This is a genomic window from Shewanella xiamenensis (genome assembly GCF_024971755.1).
Taxonomy (GTDB): Bacteria; Pseudomonadota; Gammaproteobacteria; order Enterobacterales; family Shewanellaceae; genus Shewanella; species Shewanella xiamenensis.
Map to the genome: position 1 here is coordinate 93,776 of NZ_CP079718.1, position 16,514 is coordinate 110,289.

General features: G+C 46.7%; 12 protein-coding genes. 5 read left to right on the forward strand and 7 right to left on the reverse strand.

Features of this window, described 5'->3' with window-relative positions; all coding sequences use genetic code 11:
* Positions 1-2 precede the first annotated feature (2 nt).
* From fdnG to hutC, 4 genes are all read right to left on the reverse strand, one after another.
* Positions 3-3,017, reverse strand: a complete 3,015-nt coding sequence (gene fdnG / locus KXJ80_RS01500; RefSeq protein ID WP_218737655.1) for a formate dehydrogenase-N subunit alpha — start codon at positions 3,015-3,017, stop codon at positions 3-5.
* Positions 3,018-3,626: 609 nt separating this feature from the next.
* On the reverse strand, positions 3,627-5,168 hold the full coding sequence (hutH, locus tag KXJ80_RS01505; protein ID WP_055646902.1) for a histidine ammonia-lyase: 1,542 nt from the start codon (positions 5,166-5,168) through the stop codon (positions 3,627-3,629).
* 49 nt (positions 5,169-5,217) lie between these two features.
* Positions 5,218-6,888 carry a urocanate hydratase gene (gene hutU / locus KXJ80_RS01510; RefSeq protein WP_218737656.1) on the reverse strand — a complete coding sequence of 557 codons (1,671 nt, stop codon included), beginning with the start codon at positions 6,886-6,888 and terminating at the stop codon, positions 5,218-5,220.
* Between the two features lie 123 nt (positions 6,889-7,011).
* Positions 7,012-7,719 carry a histidine utilization transcriptional repressor HutC gene (hutC, locus tag KXJ80_RS01515; protein ID WP_218737657.1) on the reverse strand — a complete coding sequence of 236 codons (708 nt, stop codon included), beginning with the start codon at positions 7,717-7,719 and terminating at the stop codon, positions 7,012-7,014.
* A 178-nt stretch (positions 7,720-7,897) separates the two neighbouring features.
* Between hutC and hutI the strand changes: the two genes are divergently transcribed.
* The 4 genes from hutI to KXJ80_RS01535 all read left to right on the forward strand — a co-directional run bounded on the left by hutI (position 7,898) and on the right by KXJ80_RS01535 (position 12,147).
* Entirely contained in the window at positions 7,898-9,124 is a 1,227-nt protein-coding gene (gene hutI, locus KXJ80_RS01520) for an imidazolonepropionase (protein ID WP_218737658.1), read from the forward strand.
* Between the two features lie 324 nt (positions 9,125-9,448).
* Positions 9,449-10,669, forward strand: a complete 1,221-nt coding sequence (locus KXJ80_RS01525) for a NupC/NupG family nucleoside CNT transporter (protein ID WP_047540364.1) — start codon at positions 9,449-9,451, stop codon at positions 10,667-10,669.
* A gap of 14 nt (positions 10,670-10,683) precedes the next feature.
* A complete protein-coding gene (gene deoD, locus KXJ80_RS01530; protein ID WP_047536455.1) occupies positions 10,684-11,394 on the forward strand; it encodes a purine-nucleoside phosphorylase in 711 nt (236 codons plus the stop codon).
* Between the two features lie 156 nt (positions 11,395-11,550).
* Complete coding sequence (locus tag KXJ80_RS01535) at positions 11,551-12,147, forward strand: Crp/Fnr family transcriptional regulator (RefSeq protein WP_218737659.1); 597 nt, start codon at positions 11,551-11,553, stop codon at positions 12,145-12,147.
* A 160-nt stretch (positions 12,148-12,307) separates the two neighbouring features.
* Here KXJ80_RS01535 and KXJ80_RS01540 read toward each other — a convergent pair whose 3' ends face one another.
* Positions 12,308-12,859: a protein tyrosine phosphatase family protein gene (locus tag KXJ80_RS01540; RefSeq protein WP_218678089.1), complete on the reverse strand. Its 552-nt coding sequence runs from the start codon at positions 12,857-12,859 to the stop codon at positions 12,308-12,310.
* A 571-nt stretch (positions 12,860-13,430) separates the two neighbouring features.
* On the opposite strand from KXJ80_RS01540, the gene KXJ80_RS01545 reads away from it, so the two are divergent.
* The gene (locus KXJ80_RS01545) at positions 13,431-15,323 is read left to right on the forward strand and encodes a DUF885 domain-containing protein (protein WP_256930981.1); all 1,893 of its coding nucleotides are present in this window, start codon (positions 13,431-13,433) and stop codon (positions 15,321-15,323) included.
* Between the two features lie 108 nt (positions 15,324-15,431).
* On the opposite strand, the gene KXJ80_RS01550 is transcribed toward KXJ80_RS01545, so the two are convergent.
* Complete coding sequence (locus KXJ80_RS01550; protein ID WP_218737661.1) at positions 15,432-16,163, reverse strand: hypothetical protein; 732 nt, start codon at positions 16,161-16,163, stop codon at positions 15,432-15,434.
* Positions 16,164-16,290: 127 nt separating this feature from the next.
* Complete coding sequence (locus KXJ80_RS01555; RefSeq protein ID WP_037416240.1) at positions 16,291-16,500, reverse strand: hypothetical protein; 210 nt, start codon at positions 16,498-16,500, stop codon at positions 16,291-16,293.
* Positions 16,501-16,514: the final 14 nt, after the last annotated feature.

Here is a 16,514-nt window from a genome sequence, read left to right on the forward strand (position 1 = left end):
TATCAGACCTCCGCCTTTTCAACATTCACGAGGAACGCTTTGTACTCAGGAACACCCGTGTTGGCATCACCCATCTCAGTGGTAAGGACGTTACAACTATAGGACTTACGTGTAAGCGCGTTATGGCTACCGTGACGTGGAATACCTAGCGTGTGTACCGTTTGACCATTAACCTGCAATGGGCGCATACGCTTAGTCACTAAGGCTTTGGTGAGAATGTGGCCACGTTTCGAGCTCACTTTCACCCAATCGCCATTCTTGATGCCTTTTTCTGCCGCCAATTGCTCATTCATTTCCACAAAGGTCTCTGGCATGGCAATCGCCGCTAAACGGCAGTGTGTCGTCCAGAAGTTAAAGTGTTCTGTGAGTGAGTAAGTGGTACAGGCGTAGGGATATTCCTCTTTAGTACCTATGGTCTCTTTCACCCCTTCGAACCAACGCAGCACAGGGCTGTGCACCACATTAGGATGCAGTGGGTTGGTGCCGATGGGCGATTCGACTGGCTCGTAATGCTCAGGGAACGGTCCTTCTTTAAGCAGTTTGAGCGCGAAGAAACGACCCACGCCGTCAGCCTGCATAATGAAAGGATGCGCACTTTCCTGTGGATTCAACTTGGCATTGAAGTCGGGCACGTCTATCCCTTCCCACTTGCCGTCTTTCCACTCGACAATCTTACGGTGCTCATCCCAAGGTTTACCGTTCACATCACAAGAAGCACGGTTGTAGAGGACGCGGCGGTTAAGCGGCCATGCGAAGGCCCAGCCCGGCGTAATACCTTTACCCGATGGGTCATGGTTATCGCGGCGAGCCATTTGGTTACCGGCTTCGGTCCAAGAACCCGCGTAAATCCAACAGGCACTCGCGGTACTGCCATCGGCCTTCAGTTCAGCAAAGCTGCTGATCTGACGCTTGGTCGCGACGTCGTAACCATTCAACTCTTTCGTCAGCTCGATAGCGCTAGGGTTGTGCGGATCGGTATAGTTCCAGTTAATCGCTTGAATCGGCTCAGGCAGTTTGCCGCCCTCTTCGCGATATAACTTTCTCAACTCCAGCAGCAGACCAGACACAATCTCTGAGTCCGACATCGCTTCGCCTGGAGGATTAGCGCCTTTATAGTGCCATTGCATCCAACGACCAGAGTTAACGATCGAACCTTCTTCCTCCGCAAACACTGTCGCAGGTAGGCGGAATACTTCGGTTTGAATACTGGCAGTATCGACCTCGTTATAACCGGGTTCGTTTTGCCAGAAGGTGGCGGTTTCCGATGACAAGTTATCAAGCACTACGAGGAACTTAAGGTTACTCAGTGCTTTGATGTTCTTATTACGGTTAGGCATTGAGTTAATGGCGTTAACCCCTTGCACAATACAACCGTTCACTTTGCCACGGTACATCATGTCCAGATGCTTACCGAAGTCATACATCTGATCCCACTTCGGCAACCACTGATAACCGAACTCGTTTTCAGGCGTCGCATTCTCGCCCCAGAAGGCTTTGAGCAAGGACACATAAAACTTCGGATAGTTTTGCCAGTAGTTGGTTTGACCTGGGCGCAATGGCTTAGGTGTGTTCGCCGCCAAGTGAGCCGCTAAGGTAGGTTCTTTATCGTTTGGCAGTTTAAGGTAACCGGGTAAACTTTGGGCCAGTAGCCCCATGTCGGTTGAACCTTGAACGTTGGCGTGACCGCGCAATGCGTTAACACCACCGCCTAACTGACCAATGTTGCCCAGTAATAACTGGATCATCGCCATAGAACGGATGTTCTGCGCACCTTTACTATGATGGGTCCAGCCCAGCGCATACATAAATGTCGCCACACGATCTTTAGTATGAGTGCTCGCAATGGCGTCACATACCACTTGGTAATCTTCTGTTGGTGTACCAGTGATATTACTTACCGTTGCAAAATCATAACGTTCTACGTGTTGTTTGAGTAAGTTCCACACACAACGCGGGTGCTCAAGTGTTTCATCCACTTTGGCATAGCCGTCTTCGTCGAGTTGGTAGAACCAGGATTCTTTGTTGTACTCGCCTTTTGCTTCATCAAAGCCTGAGAATAGGCCATCATGGAAGTCAAAATCATCCCGCACCAGATAACTGGCGTTGGTATAGGCTTTCACATAATCGAAGTTAACTTGATTGGTCGAAATCAAATAACGGATCACACCCAGAAGGAATGCAATGTCAGTTCCTGAGCGGATTGGGGCATAGTGATCTGCCAATGACGCACTGCGGTTGAAACGTGGGTCAACCACAATCAACTTAGCATTGTTATGCTGCATAGCTTCCGTAACCCAGCCGAATCCGACAGGGTGAGCTTCTGCGGCATTACCGCCCATAATAATCACTACGTTTGAATTTTTAATATCGATCCAGTGGTTGGTCATGGCACCACGTCCAAATGTCGGAGCAAGACTTGCTACCGTTGGAGAGTGTCAGTTACGTGCAATAGTATCGATAGCTACAAGGCCTAAAGCGCGAGCAAATTTTTGTGTCGCTAAGCCACTTTCATTGGCCATGCCGGATGAAGTCATCATCCCTGTGGTTAACCAACGGTTAACCGTTACACCATCGGCGTTCTTTTCAATCAGGTTCGCATCACGGTCATCTTTCATTAAACGAGCAATACGTTTAAAGGCATCATGCCAGCTGATCCGTTCCCACTTGTTGCTGCCGGGGGCGCGATATTCTGGGTACTGTAAACGGTGTGGACTGTTAACATAATCCACAAGGCCTGCACCCTTAGAGCACAATGCACCTCGGTTTACTGGATGATCGGCATCACCCTCGATATGGAAAATAGCATGTTCAGAGTTTTTACCCCCGCTGCCTTGGCTGTACATCAGCAGGCCACAACCTACCGAGCAATACGGACAGTTGTTACGGGTTTCTTTGGCTCCGATCAGCTTAAACTCTCGCACTGCTGCATAGGCCTTTTCGGACATCAATCCCAGCGCTGAAATCGCTGAGGTTGCCGCTCCGGCCGCACACAGTTTAAAAAACTGGCGTCTGTTCATAGCGTTATCTCACACTTTTGTCGTTATGAGTTTGGTAATTGCAGTGGTAACGCTGCAATCGTTTGAGTGAGTCAATAAAGACCTCACTTAATTTAAGATTATCCTTAAAGTGAAAATAGATAACAAATAATGACATGAGATCAAGATCTCAATTTGCCAGCTACAGAGCAAACAACCATTAAATAGATTTTAAATATGATTTTTTTAGAATTTAACTCTATAAAAGCGAAACAAATTAAGATATAAACCCAAAAAGCACCAAAAGACATTTTGTCCACCCATCAAGACCCATTTTGTCTCACAATGGCATATTAAGGTTATATAAGGTGTAGATTTAAAGCCGAAACGAAATAAGAGATGGTTAAAAACACCTCATATTTATCGGTTTTGGATGGATAGACAGCTCTCAAAGCTGACAATGTAAAGATTGGATAAAAAAGCATTCATCCTGCGGTGTTAAACACACCTAAAGTACAAAGTGTAAAAACAGCGAAATCGCCGCATAAGATAGACAAAAGGCATAGCAAATCGCTATGCCTTTCACTTTATTGGTCGCTTGCTTCAGCACTTTTCACCCGCAGAGGGGTTATCGGCGCCAAAGACTGTGCATTACAGACTCGGCAATACGCCTTGGGGCAAGTAAGTATTAAAGCTGGCGGTGTACAACAGATCCGTTGCCGCTTCGATATCCGGCGCGAAATATCTGTCTTTATCGTAGTAGGCAACCACTTCGCGTAGCTCGGCTTTGGCCTTAGCCACTGCATCACTTGGCGCTAATGGCGCGCGGAAATCCAACCCTTGGGCGGCAGCTAACAATTCAATCGCTAATACGCCGCGGGTGTTTTCACTCATATCCCGCAAACGGCGCGCCGCAAAGGTCGCCATAGACACATGGTCTTCTTGGTTGGCCGAGGTTGGCAAGCTGTCGACCGAGGCTGGATGGGCGTAGGTTTTGTTTTCAGAGGCTAATGCCGCCGCGGTTACTTGGGCGATCATAAAGCCCGAGTTCACCCCGCCGTTTTTAACCAGGAAAGGTGGCAGTTTAGACAGGCTAGAGTCGATAAGCAGCGCGATACGACGCTCTGCAATCGCGCCTAATTCGGCAATCGCAATCGCCAAATTATCGGCTGCCATAGCAACGGGCTCGGCGTGGAAGTTACCGCCAGAGATAATGTCGCCAGTATCTTGGAATACCAGCGGGTTATCGGTCACGCCATTGGCCTCAGTGCCTAACACTTCCGCCGCTTGGCGAATTTGCGTTAAGCAAGCGCCTAGCACCTGTGGTTGGCAGCGCAGTGAGTAAGGATCTTGTACCTTTTCACAGTTTGCATGGCTTAAGCTGATTTCGGACTCTTCACCCAGCAGATGACGGAACACCATAGCTGAATCGATTTGACCTTTTTGACCACGGGCCGCATGGATACGTGGGTCAAACGGGCTGCGGCTCCCCATGGCCGCCTCAACGCTCATCGCGCCAATCACTGAGCTGGCAGCAAACAAGTCTTCAGCGTGGAACAAGCCTTCCAGCGCCAGCGCGGTAGAAGCCTGAGTACCGTTGAGCAGCGCTAAGCCTTCCTTCGCAGCTAAATCGATTGGCTTAAGGCCGGCGATTTCTAAGCCTTCGGCGGCCGAAATAATCTGCCCTTGGTAGCTCATCTCGCCTTCACCCAAGAGCGGCAGACACATATGGGCTAACGGCGCTAAGTCGCCAGAGGCACCCACAGAACCTTTTTCAGGCACGCAAGGATAAACCTCGGCATTCACTAGGCTGATAAGGAAGTTAATCACTTCTAAACGGATACCAGAAAAACCACGGCTTAAGGAGTTGATCTTTAACACCATCATCAGGCGCACTGTGGCATCCTGCATATACTGGCCCGTGCCCGCCGCGTGGGATAACACGATAGAGCGTTGCAGTAATTGCAGATCTTCTGGGGCAATCTTAGTGTTGGCCAGCAGACCAAAACCTGTGTTGATGCCGTAAACGGTGCGACCTTCATCCAGCACCTTTTGCACGATTTGCGCGCTGGTGTTGATGTCGTTTATCGCCTCTGGCGCCAATTCGAGTGTCAGCTTATGGCGGCTGATTTCACGCAGTTGCGCCAGACTTAAACTGCCGGGCGTTAATACTAAATGATTGACTGATTTCATTTTTACATCCGTATTCTTGTCGTTGTTTTTCACGGTTTGTGTTGAGTTGTTAGTCTTTAAGCATGGGCAGATCTAAGCCCCGCTCTTTTGCACAGTTTTTGGCGATCTCATAACCCGCATCGGCATGGCGCATCACGCCTGTCGCTGGGTCGTTCCACAGCACGCGGCCAACACGTTTAGCGGCGGCCTCAGTACCGTCACAGACGATCACCACACCCGAGTGTTGGCTAAAGCCCATGCCCACACCACCGCCGTGGTGCAGCGACACCCAAGTCGCGCCGCTGGCAGTGTTTAGCAGAGCGTTCAGTAATGGCCAATCGGATACTGCGTCTGAACCGTCCATCATAGATTCGGTTTCACGGTTAGGGCTGGCGACTGAGCCTGAGTCTAAGTGGTCACGACCAATGACGATCGGCGCCGACAGCTCGCCGTTTTTCACCATCTCGTTAAAGGCTTGGGCTAAACGCGCACGGTCCTTTAAGCCCACCCAGCAGATACGCGCAGGTAGACCTTGGAAGGCGATACGCTCACGGGCCATATCTAACCAGTTGTGCAGGTGAGGATTATCTGGGATCAGTTCTTTGACTTTAGCGTCGGTCTTGTAGATATCCTCAGGATCGCCAGACAGGGCAACCCAACGGAACGGGCCGATACCTTCGCAGAACAGTGGGCGAATATAAGCAGGCACAAAACCTGGAAAATCGAACGCGTTTTTAACGCCGGTTTCGAAGGCCATTTGTCGAATGTTGTTACCATAGTCTAAGGTCGCTGCGCCTGCCGCTTGCAGATCCAGCATGGCTTGCACCTGCACCGCCATCGAGGCTTTAGCCGCTTTAACGACGGCAGCCTCATCGGTTTTACGCATGTCGGCCGCTTGCGCCATGGTCCAGCCCTGTGGCAAATAGCCGTTCAGCGGATCGTGGGCAGAGGTTTGGTCGGTGACAACGTCAGGAGTAATACCACGCTTCACTAATTCGGCAAATACATCGGCGGCGTTAGCTAACAGGCCGACGGAAACGGGTTTGCCCGAGGCATTGGCATAGTTGATCATAGACAAGGCTTCGTCTAATGAAGTGGCCTTTTTATCCACATAACGGGTACGCAGACGAAAATCGATACGAGTTTCATCCACTTCACAGGCGAGCACAGAGAAGCCCGCCATAGTACCGGCGAGCGTTTGCGCACCGCCCATACCACCCAAACCACCTGTGAGGATCCACTTACCGGCAGCCACACCGCCAAAGTGTTGTTTTGCGACAGACACAAAAGTTTCGTAGGTACCTTGGACAATGCCTTGGGTACCGATATAAATCCAAGAACCCGCAGTCATCTGGCCATACATGGCCAAACCTTGTTTATCTAACTCGTTGAAGTGTTCCCAGTTTGCCCAATGTGGCACTAGGTTAGAGTTAGCAATCAACACGCGTGGTGCATCTGCGTGGGTGCGGAATACGCCCACAGGTTTGCCCGATTGCACTAATAGGGTTTCATCGTCTTCGAGGCGTTTTAGCACTTCGATAATCTTGTCGTAGCAGTCCCAGTCGCGGGCCGCGCGGCCGATACCGCCATAAACCACTAAATCCTCAGGGCGCTCGGCCACATCGGGATGTAAGTTGTTCATTAACATGCGCATTGGCGCTTCGGTTAACCAGCTTTTACAGCTTAATTGGCTACCATGGGGCGCAATAATACGGCGGCTTGGGTCGTGTCGCTTGTCCATTGAGATGTCCTCTTTCAACCTGTTGAACTCACTTGCCATTAGGCTAAGTGCTATTGTTTTTATTGTGTTTTTGTCGCTAAACATCGGATGAATGCCTTAAGCCTTCACCTCTGTTTGCGTACGTTATTTATTGAATGTCAGGTGTCCGCCGAGCTTAAAGCGGCTACCTGGGTGTACTAATTTGGCAAAACTCACTACCCCTTGGCGTGACCAAGTGCGGCGTAAAATCTGTAAACAGGGTTCAGTCGCGGGGATCGCTAACCTCTGCTGCAACTCGCTACTGGCAATAATCGCCTCAATCGTATGATGCGCTTCGGTCAGCGGAGCCACCTGCGACAGGTATTCATGGGGTGTCTGCTCGCTAAAGTCCTGCTCTAAGTAATCAGGCGCAAAGGCGGGATTCACATAACGCTCCTCGACTTGCAGCGGCACGCCCTGCTCGCAATGCACTAACACCGAATGAAACACCGGACTCCCGAGCTCCAGCGCCAGTGCGATGGCGATAGGCGCGGTAGCATTCACTTGTCTCAGTGCCAACTGCTGCACACTGTAACCATGACCACGGTCTTTGATTTCATCGGCAATGTTGCGGATCGCCAACATCGAGGATTGCGACTTTCGCCCGGCTACAAAGGTGCCCAGCCCCTGTGAACGCTCAAGCACGCCGTTGTCTGTCAGCTCGGTCAAGGCACGACGCGCGGTCATACGGCTACAGACAAACAGTTCGGCCAACTGATTTTCCGAGGGCACGCGGGCATTTTCTTCCCACTCACCGGACTCGATACAGCCAATGATATATTGCTTAATTTCTGCAAACTTAGGCGTAGCCAAAACACTTCCTCGGTATAAAAATCTAGAATATAGGTGCTAGATGCGGGCACACTTTCAAACGTTCAAAATTGCGGCTACAATCCTAGCTTGTATATACAAGTAAATACAAGCTAGCTCACATAACTTTCGATAATAAAGAGTTTGCGGGGCCAAAAAGCCAACGCAGCGAGGGATAACAATGTCTTGGGATCAGGTTTGGATAGACGTTAACGTAGCAACAATGGACCCTTCCATATCAGCACCTTACGGCGCAATTACCAATGCGGCTATCGCAGTAAAAGACGGTAAAATTGCCTGGCTAGGCCCACGCAGCGAGCTGCCCGCCTTCGATGTGTTGTCCATTCCTGTTTACAGGGGCAAGGGCGGTTGGATCACTCCAGGACTGATTGATGCCCACACCCATTTAGTCTTTGCCGGTAATCGCGCCAGCGAATTCGAGCTACGCCTAAAGGGCGCCACCTACGAAGAAATCGCCCGTGCTGGCGGCGGAATTATTTCCACGGTTAACGCCTGCCGCGAGACCGACGAAGCCGAACTATTTGACCTCGGGCGCCAGCGTTTAAACGCGCTAGCCAAAGAAGGGGTGACTACGGTTGAGATTAAATCTGGCTACGGTCTAGATACCGAAACTGAACTAAAAATCCTGCGCGTGGCCCGCGAACTCGGTAAACATCACCATGTGGATGTGAAGACCACCTTCCTCGGTGCCCATGCGGTGCCACCCGAGTTTAAAGACAATAGTGACGGCTATGTCGACCTAATTATCAATAAGATGCTGCCTGCGGTGATTGCCGAAAACCTCGCCGATGCGGTGGATGTATTCTGTGAAAACATCGCCTTTAACCTAGAGCAAACCGAGCGCGTACTGAGCGCCGCCAAAGCGGCTGGCCTGCAAGTTAAACTGCATGCCGAGCAATTATCCAATATGGGCGGCTCTGCATTAGCCGCACGTTTAGGGGCTAAGTCGGTCGATCATATTGAATATTTGGATGAAGCCGGAGTTAAAGCCCTAAGTGAAAGTGGCACCTGCGCCGTGCTGTTACCGGGCGCGTTTTACTTTTTGCGGGAAACCCAAAAACCGCCCATCGACTTACTGCGCCAATATGGCGTACCTATGGTACTCGCCAGCGACTTTAACCCAGGTTCATCGCCCATTTGCTCGACCCTATTGATGCTGAATATGGGTTGCACCCTATTCCGCTTAACCCCAGAGGAAGCGCTTGCGGGTTTAACATTGAATGCCGCTAAGGCTCTTGGGATTGAAGAGAGTGTCGGCAGCTTAGTGGTTGGTAAACAGGCGGATTTCTGTCTGTGGGATATCGCCACCCCAGCACAGTTGGCCTACAGCTACGGCGTTAATCCCTGCAAAGATGTAGTAAAAAACGGTAAGCTAATCCATCAATAATTTCAAAGCTTTGGTCTATTTAACTGCACTCACTCAGTTAAATAGACCTTCTGACAATAGTGACAAGATCTCCTGCACTAGATACATCGCCTAAATACCTAAATTCCAACAGCATAATCTTGATTTAGATGCATTAGGTTACACCGCCAACACATATCATCTAACACATTGAAATAAAATAAAAATTAAACATTTCATGTGATTTTCTGCAAATAACCACATTTTTATCCTCAAATAGGAAAAATGTCCGTTTTTTTAACGAAAAAATCTTGAATGATTCATCTCTATAAAATGATCTATTACCAGATGATGATGGATGAACCTATGTCAACAATCATGAGTTGTATCGGTATTGCTGTTCTAGTCTTTATTGGGTATCTATTCTCCGAAAATAAACGCCAAATAAAATTTAAAACCATTGCAGGAGCATTAACACTTCAAATTTTACTCGGTGCATTTGTTATGTTTGTACCAGCAGGAGTCACCATCATTGAAGCCATGAGCAGTGGCGTCAACAGTGTAATTGCCTTTTCAAATTCTGGTTTAACCTTTGTTTTTGGCGATCTAGCTAACTATAAATTAGGCTTTGTTTTCGTTATCAACGTACTTTGCGTAGTGATATTTATCTCTGCCTTAATCTCAGTACTCTACTACCTAAAAGTCATGCAATTTATCATTAATATTATTGGTGGCGGACTCTCTAAGATATTAGGTACCAGTAAAGCTGAATCTCTTTCTGCCACAGCAAATATTTTTGTCGGACCAATTGAAGCCCCATCGATGGTTCGACCCTTAGTCAAAAACATGACTCGCTCAGAGTTATTTGCTGTTATGACAGGTGGATTAGCCAGTGTCGCGGGTGGCACTATGGTGGGATATATCAACCTAGGCATTGATCCTAAATATATTCTTACAGCTTGTTTTATGACCGCACCAGCAGGTCTATTATTTGCAAAGCTACTCTGCCCACAAACTGAACAAAATATAGTTAATAATGACAATAAAATCGAAGATGCTGATCAGCCCAAAGGATTATTAGCAGCCATTACTGATGGCTCTTTAATGGGCATGAACCAAGTTATTACTGTAACGGCATTATTAGTATCATTTGTAGCCATTATTGCATTATTAAATGGCATCATTGGTAGTATCGGTAATTTATTTAGTATCGATAAGCTTACATTAGAAATGATTATTGGCTATTTGCTATCTCCATTAGCATTCCTCATGGGAGTCCCTTGGTCTGAAGCAATACCTGCAGCTTCAATTATTGGCCAAAAAATTGCCATTAATGAATTTGTTGCTTATATCAGTTTCTTAGAAGTATCTAATACTCTTTCAGATAAAACACAGGCCATTGTTGTCTTTAGCCTATGTGGATTTGCCAATATTGGCTCACTTGCTATGGTCGTTGGTGGTATCGCTGCCATGTGCCCAGATAAACGAGAACTTATCACTCAAATTGGCCCAAGAGTACTTTTAGCCGCAATCTTGGCCAATTTAATGTCAGGTACTATTGCAGGCGCCTTAGTGTCATTAATGTAATTTAGAGGTGAAACATGTCGACTCCACATATCAATGCGAATCCTGGTGACTTTGCAAAAACAATTATTATGTCTGGTGACCCACTCAGAGCAAAACTTATTGCAGAAACTTATTTAGAGGATGTAAAGGAAGTCACTAATGTCCGTGGAATATTAGGTTTTACTGGAAAATATAAATCTAAAGATATTTCAATTATGGGTCATGGCATGGGTGCACCTTCAGCCTCGATTTATTTTCATGAACTGATGACAACCTACGGTGTTAAAAACTTTATTCGAGTAGGTAGTTGTGGAGCTATATCGGATAATATTCAGCTGAAAGATTTAATTGTTGCCATGGGAGCCTCTACAGACTCCAAAATAAATCGTATTCGCTTTTTAGACCACGATCTGGCAGCCATCGCAAACTTTGACCTGTTACAGGCGTGTGTTGAAGTGTTAAAAACGACAACTGTTAACTATAAGGTAGGCAACGTATTTTCATCTGATCTATTTTATCGACCAAATGAAAATGACTATACCCTGATGGCAAAATACGGCGTACTAGGTGTAGAAATGGAAGTAAACGCTCTTTATGCGCTTGCTGCAGAGCATCAATGCCGCGCACTCGCTCTTTGTACCGTTACAGACCATATTACCCAGCATGAACATTTAACGGCTGACGAACGCAGAACCGATCTCCATGAAATGGTCAAAGTCGCATTAGAAACGGCCATTAAAATTTAATCTATTTAATATGGTTAAAGCGTATTGAATAAATCTTAACTTAATGCGTTTTAACCACTTTCACCAAATTCATACTCCAGGGTAGTGATTGCTATTCAATACTGCGATAGTATACTTGTATACAAATAACATGTTTTGAATATGTAACAAATACTTATGGATGATATCGCTACTATTGTTAAAGCTATTGGTATTGCAGAGATTAAATACCATAAGAACTCCTACTTGCTAAGACAATCTAAGCATGTTTCTGAACTCATATTCTGTGAAAATGCCAACCTAACTGTTTCTTATATAAACTCGAGTGGTAATGAATTCATTCTTAAAGTTGAAGATAATTACTGCGGATTTCTAGGTGAAATGGAGTTTTTCCAAGAAAACAACAGTGCTTTATTTAGCATAAAAGCAAATAAATCCGGCGTAATGTATCGAATATCTAAAGCTAATTTTATAAAAATTGTAGAAAAAGATTCAAATATGTTCATGTATATTACGTCATTAATTACAAAAAGATATAATCTAAATATGCACGAACTTATCAGCAATCTGACACAATCAACAAAAGTGAGTATTATCAACCAAATATTAGAAGCTAAAAATTTAGCAAGCGAAGAACAATTTAAGCTTTCATCAACTCTTGGCGCAAAACGACTCGGAATAACGACACGCTCATACCGTAGAATAATTAACGAACTCATCCAAGAAGGGAAAATCGTAAAATTAAAGCCATTTTATAAAATAATTAACTTGTAGCGATTACTTTTACTCTACAAAAACGTATATTGTTAAAAAACAATGCCTTTAAACACTTGGTATATAAGTGGTAATAATGGCGATTTAACGCAAAATACCATCCGCGCATCAAGCGTATAACTAAGCAATCGCGCGGGCGGATTCATACTCACGTGAAACATTAGAAACCGTATTTTTGACTTACATCCACTAACAATGCATGCCATTTAGGATAGTTTAATAACTCTCCATTCCATGGCGCCATAGTCTTTTCTATTTCTGGTTTTTGGCCTTGCTTTAACTGATACAAATAGGCAAACGCTGAGGCACGATAATTAGCAAGGCAATGAACTAACACATTTTTCCCCTTATGCTGATCCATTACTGTAAAGAAGGCTTCAACATCTTCTACTTTAGGGTTTTGCCAATCCACGGGAATATACACATAGTCCATTCCGGCCTGAGTCACGAGTTTTCTTTCATCTGGATGGGCATCTTTGCTATTGTCCGGCATAAGGTTGATCACTACATCCACACCCGCCTGTTTTAGCTGCGCAAACTGTTGCTCACTCGGCAAGCCTGAACTTAATAACTGTGGCGCTTGCTGCTGTAATGCCCTCACATCTTTAATATTTTCAACCGATTTAAATTCAGCCGTGATATTAGTGGCATTCGCCAGTGGAGACCCTAAAAGCAGTGCAAAAACAAGGCTCGAAAGTGCGGTTTTTCTCATCAACAACTCCTTAGTCAATATAAACATCAACGACTTACTTAATCCTCTGATAATCCCTTATCCGCTAAGTTCAGTAAAATCACTCTGGATGTAAAAACCTTTGAGCAAGCGCTCATTTTTAATATTACCTAGGACAACTTTTCCCAGATACAACGCAAAGACAGCAATTAATCGCTCAATCACAAAAATTAACCACTGAATGGCAGCAATCTCAGCGAGATATGCCCTAATGGTATTGCCTATCAGCCCCAGAGGCCATGATGAATAATGCTTTCTCAGTTAGACATGAATTAGGTGCTTTGCTGTTTTATGTGGATGGGAATCCACTTGAACGCCACCTATTTGAGAATGGCTGCGCATTATAAAGTTCGATAAGGATTTCCTTGTCCCCCACTTCCCTTTTCACTCCAGATTATCAATAAAACTAGTAACAAAATTTATGCAGTTTGAGTGCAATAAACTGTTAGGATAACCGTTCAAATTTGAGCTTGATCACACTAATCACGGTTTAACGCTTGCGGCACAAGTCCAACAACGGATTTGCCCACAATGTTTTTGTATGAGTAACCTGATGAAAAGAATAGTAAATGCTTTAATTCTGGCCATGTTAGCAACGGGTTGTAGCGATCCAAACCCAACACAGACCAATCAAACCACTGAGCAGGCCAAGGCCGAAAAGGCCGTCCAAGTATTGAGCCTTAAGCAGCAACTTGCGCCAATCACCCAACGTTATTTTGCCCTAAGGCCAGAAATCGCCACCTATTATGGCGTGGCCGAGGATGAAGCGGGTAAAGATGTTCTCTCTAAGCTGACCGATTACAGCCCGTCGGGGGAAAATCATCGCCGTAAAGCGCTTAAGGCCATATTAACCGAACTCAACGCTATCGATGCTAGCCAGCTTAGCGCCTCTGAACAAGTGAGTTTAGGCTCGATAAAATCTGAAATCGCCGGCGCCCTGTTGCCTGCCGAAACCGTGGCCTATGGCACTATGCTTGGTGAATACGGCGTTTGGTTTTTACCTTATGTCGTCAACCACTTATCTGGATTGCATGTTGAATTTCCGAGCTATATGGAAGATAAGTTTGCGGTCAGCACTCCAGCGCAAGCTAAGGCTTATCTTAACCGCTTAAGCATGTACCCTGCCGCCATGGGTACGGTTATCGATAAGCTGGATCAAGATGTACAAATGGGGGTAATCCCACCCGATTTTATTATCGATAAGACCATAGCTGTGTTGCAGCAACAGTTAGTCCACCATGCCAACAAGCATCCCTTGGTCAGCAGTTTTAAAGCCAAATTAACCGCCGCCCAAGTACCAGAAAGTGAGGCGTTGGCGAACTCTGCCGCCGAACTGGTGGAGACTGAATATTACCCTGCTACGCGCCAGTTGATTTCAGCACTACAAGCTGTGCGTCTCAAGGCCACCCATGTGGCGGGACTTGGACACCAGCCTCAGGGCGCGAAACTCTATAAGGCGATGATTAAACACCTCGCCAATTCAGATAAGACCCCAGATGAGATCCACCAACTGGGATTAGATGAAGTCGCCCGCATTACCGCCGAGATGGATGTGTTACTCAAACAAGTGGGTTACCGCAAAGGCACAGTTGGCGAGCGCATGCAGCGATTGCTCAAGGATCCTAAATATATCTACCCCAACACTGCCGAGGGCAAACAACAATTAATGACGGACATTCACGGCTATCTGGCGCTAGTCAATGCCAAATTACCCCTATGGTTTGGCCGCTTACCCGATCAACAAGTTGCAGTTGAAGCCGTGCCCGATAGTCGCGCCGCCGCAACCAGCGGTGCATTTTACGATGCGCCGTCACAGGATGGTTCGCGTAAGGGTACTTTTTGGATAAGCCTGTACGATATGGCGGCGCTGCCCTCCTATTCGCTGCAAACCTTAACCTATCACGAGACCAATCCCGGCCATCATCTACAGACGCTCATTGGTCTGTCGGATACCTTGCCGCTGCTGAGTACCATTTTTTACTCCAATGCCGCAGGTGAAGGTTGGGCGCTCTATGCCGAGCGGTTAGCCGCTGAGATGGGCATGTATCAGGATAATCCGATTAACGATCTTGGTCGCTTGCAGTCCGAGTTACACCGCGCGGTGCGCTTAGTGGTCGACACAGGTATGCATGCAAAGGGATGGAGTCGTGAGCAAGCCATTGATTATGCAGTGGCGACTGAGGGAATACACCGCTCAGAGGCCACGTCCGAAATCGAGCGCTATGTGGTTTGGCCGGGACAAGCCTTAGGTTACAAGTTGGGCGAGCTGAAAATTATCGAACTGCGAACTAAGGCCAAACAAGCCTTGGGCAATAAGATGGATATCAAAGTCTTCCACGACAAATTGCTCGAAAATGGCGCCTTGCCCTTAGATTTATTAGAGCAAAAGATGGATCAGTGGCTCGAGTCTGCTAAGACGGCCAATGCTACCGAGACCAAGGTTTAACTCGGGTAAAACCGCTCACATCATCTCAAATCGGGGCAGCTTAGGCGGCCCCTGTTCTTTTTACGGCTCCCTATGTTTTTACGGCTCCCTATGCTTTTACGTTTCAGGTTAATCCGCAAAACGACGTTGATACTTGCCGCTTAAATAGCGGATCACCACAAAACCGACAACACCTGGCAGTATCCACGACAACAGACGCAAATTGCCATGGTCGATAAACAAACGGCTGCCACCAAAGGCGAAAAAGGCGGTGTAGCAGGCGATACCCGAGCCAATCATCGCGCCTAAATGCTCTATCCACCATTCTAATTTGGTCAAAGTCGCCTTAAAACTATAACGCAGGAATCCCGCCCCAACCGTAGTGCCTAATAGGCCGAAAATCACCGCGAGGATCAGCTTTTCTTGGTATCCCCATAGCGCCATCACAGGGCCAAGTAACGTTAAGCTCAGCATTAACGACAAATGCAGCGGCGATGTTAATTGCTGACGCTGCGCCTTATAACGCAGAACCAACACGCCATGCCTAACGGTCACTAGAGTTAACAAGCTGATATAGATGAGAAATATCCAAGCATTTTTACGATCCGCAATCTGCGCTGCTAAAGCATCGGCGTTAGCCGCAGGCAGTTTAATTACCGCGAGCGGATCAATGAGGCCTGTTGTTGCCATCGCCACGCCCGTCGCCGCCACTGTGTACATGGCATAGACATAATAACGGCCAAAACGACTGTGATTCGCGCTGCCCTTTTTCAGCATGGCAGGCATCCAAAATAACACTAATGCCAGTGCGCCCGCGGTGATATGCACAAATTGCGACAGGGTGAAAATCGTGTTCATCATCTTGCTCCATCAAAGTTTGAAGCTTGATATTAACGAGCACGGGGAATCACCCATAAGTGCCAAAAGTCATGTTTTATGGGACTGCATATTGCCTAGCATGACATCCTATAACAGGTATTTGACTCTTTTATGGATTTTGATTAATCCGAAGCTTTGTTTTAATGACCAGAAATAACGTCGGGATCTGTAACACTACAAATGCACCCGCTAAGCCTTTTACTGAAAAAGTAGCAGACCCTGATAAAATAAGTACCGCTGATAAAACAAGCCAAATCATAAAGAAAAATGAACCATAGCCAATCAGCGATTTAAACACTATTTGATTATCTGGCGACATAAATTCCTCTAAAT

Bases quoted from the DNA above. Each gene is read 5' to 3' on its own strand.
- hutH (WP_055646902.1), bottom strand. From the start codon at position 5,168: ATGAAATCAGTCAATCATTTAGTATTAACGCCCGGCAGTTTAAGTCTG.
- hutI (WP_218737658.1), top strand. From the start codon at position 7,898: ATGTCTTGGGATCAGGTTTGGATAGACGTTAACGTAGCAACAATGGAC.
- KXJ80_RS01555 (WP_037416240.1), bottom strand. From the start codon at position 16,500: ATGTCGCCAGATAATCAAATAGTGTTTAAATCGCTGATTGGCTATGGT.
- deoD (WP_047536455.1), top strand. From the start codon at position 10,684: ATGTCGACTCCACATATCAATGCGAATCCTGGTGACTTTGCAAAAACA.
- KXJ80_RS01545 (WP_256930981.1), top strand. From the start codon at position 13,431: ATGAAAAGAATAGTAAATGCTTTAATTCTGGCCATGTTAGCAACGGGT.
- KXJ80_RS01525 (WP_047540364.1), top strand. From the start codon at position 9,449: ATGTCAACAATCATGAGTTGTATCGGTATTGCTGTTCTAGTCTTTATT.
- KXJ80_RS01535 (WP_218737659.1), top strand. From the start codon at position 11,551: ATGGATGATATCGCTACTATTGTTAAAGCTATTGGTATTGCAGAGATT.
- hutU (WP_218737656.1), bottom strand. From the start codon at position 6,888: ATGGACAAGCGACACGACCCAAGCCGCCGTATTATTGCGCCCCATGGT.
- KXJ80_RS01550 (WP_218737661.1), bottom strand. From the start codon at position 16,163: ATGATGAACACGATTTTCACCCTGTCGCAATTTGTGCATATCACCGCG.
- KXJ80_RS01540 (WP_218678089.1), bottom strand. From the start codon at position 12,859: ATGAGAAAAACCGCACTTTCGAGCCTTGTTTTTGCACTGCTTTTAGGG.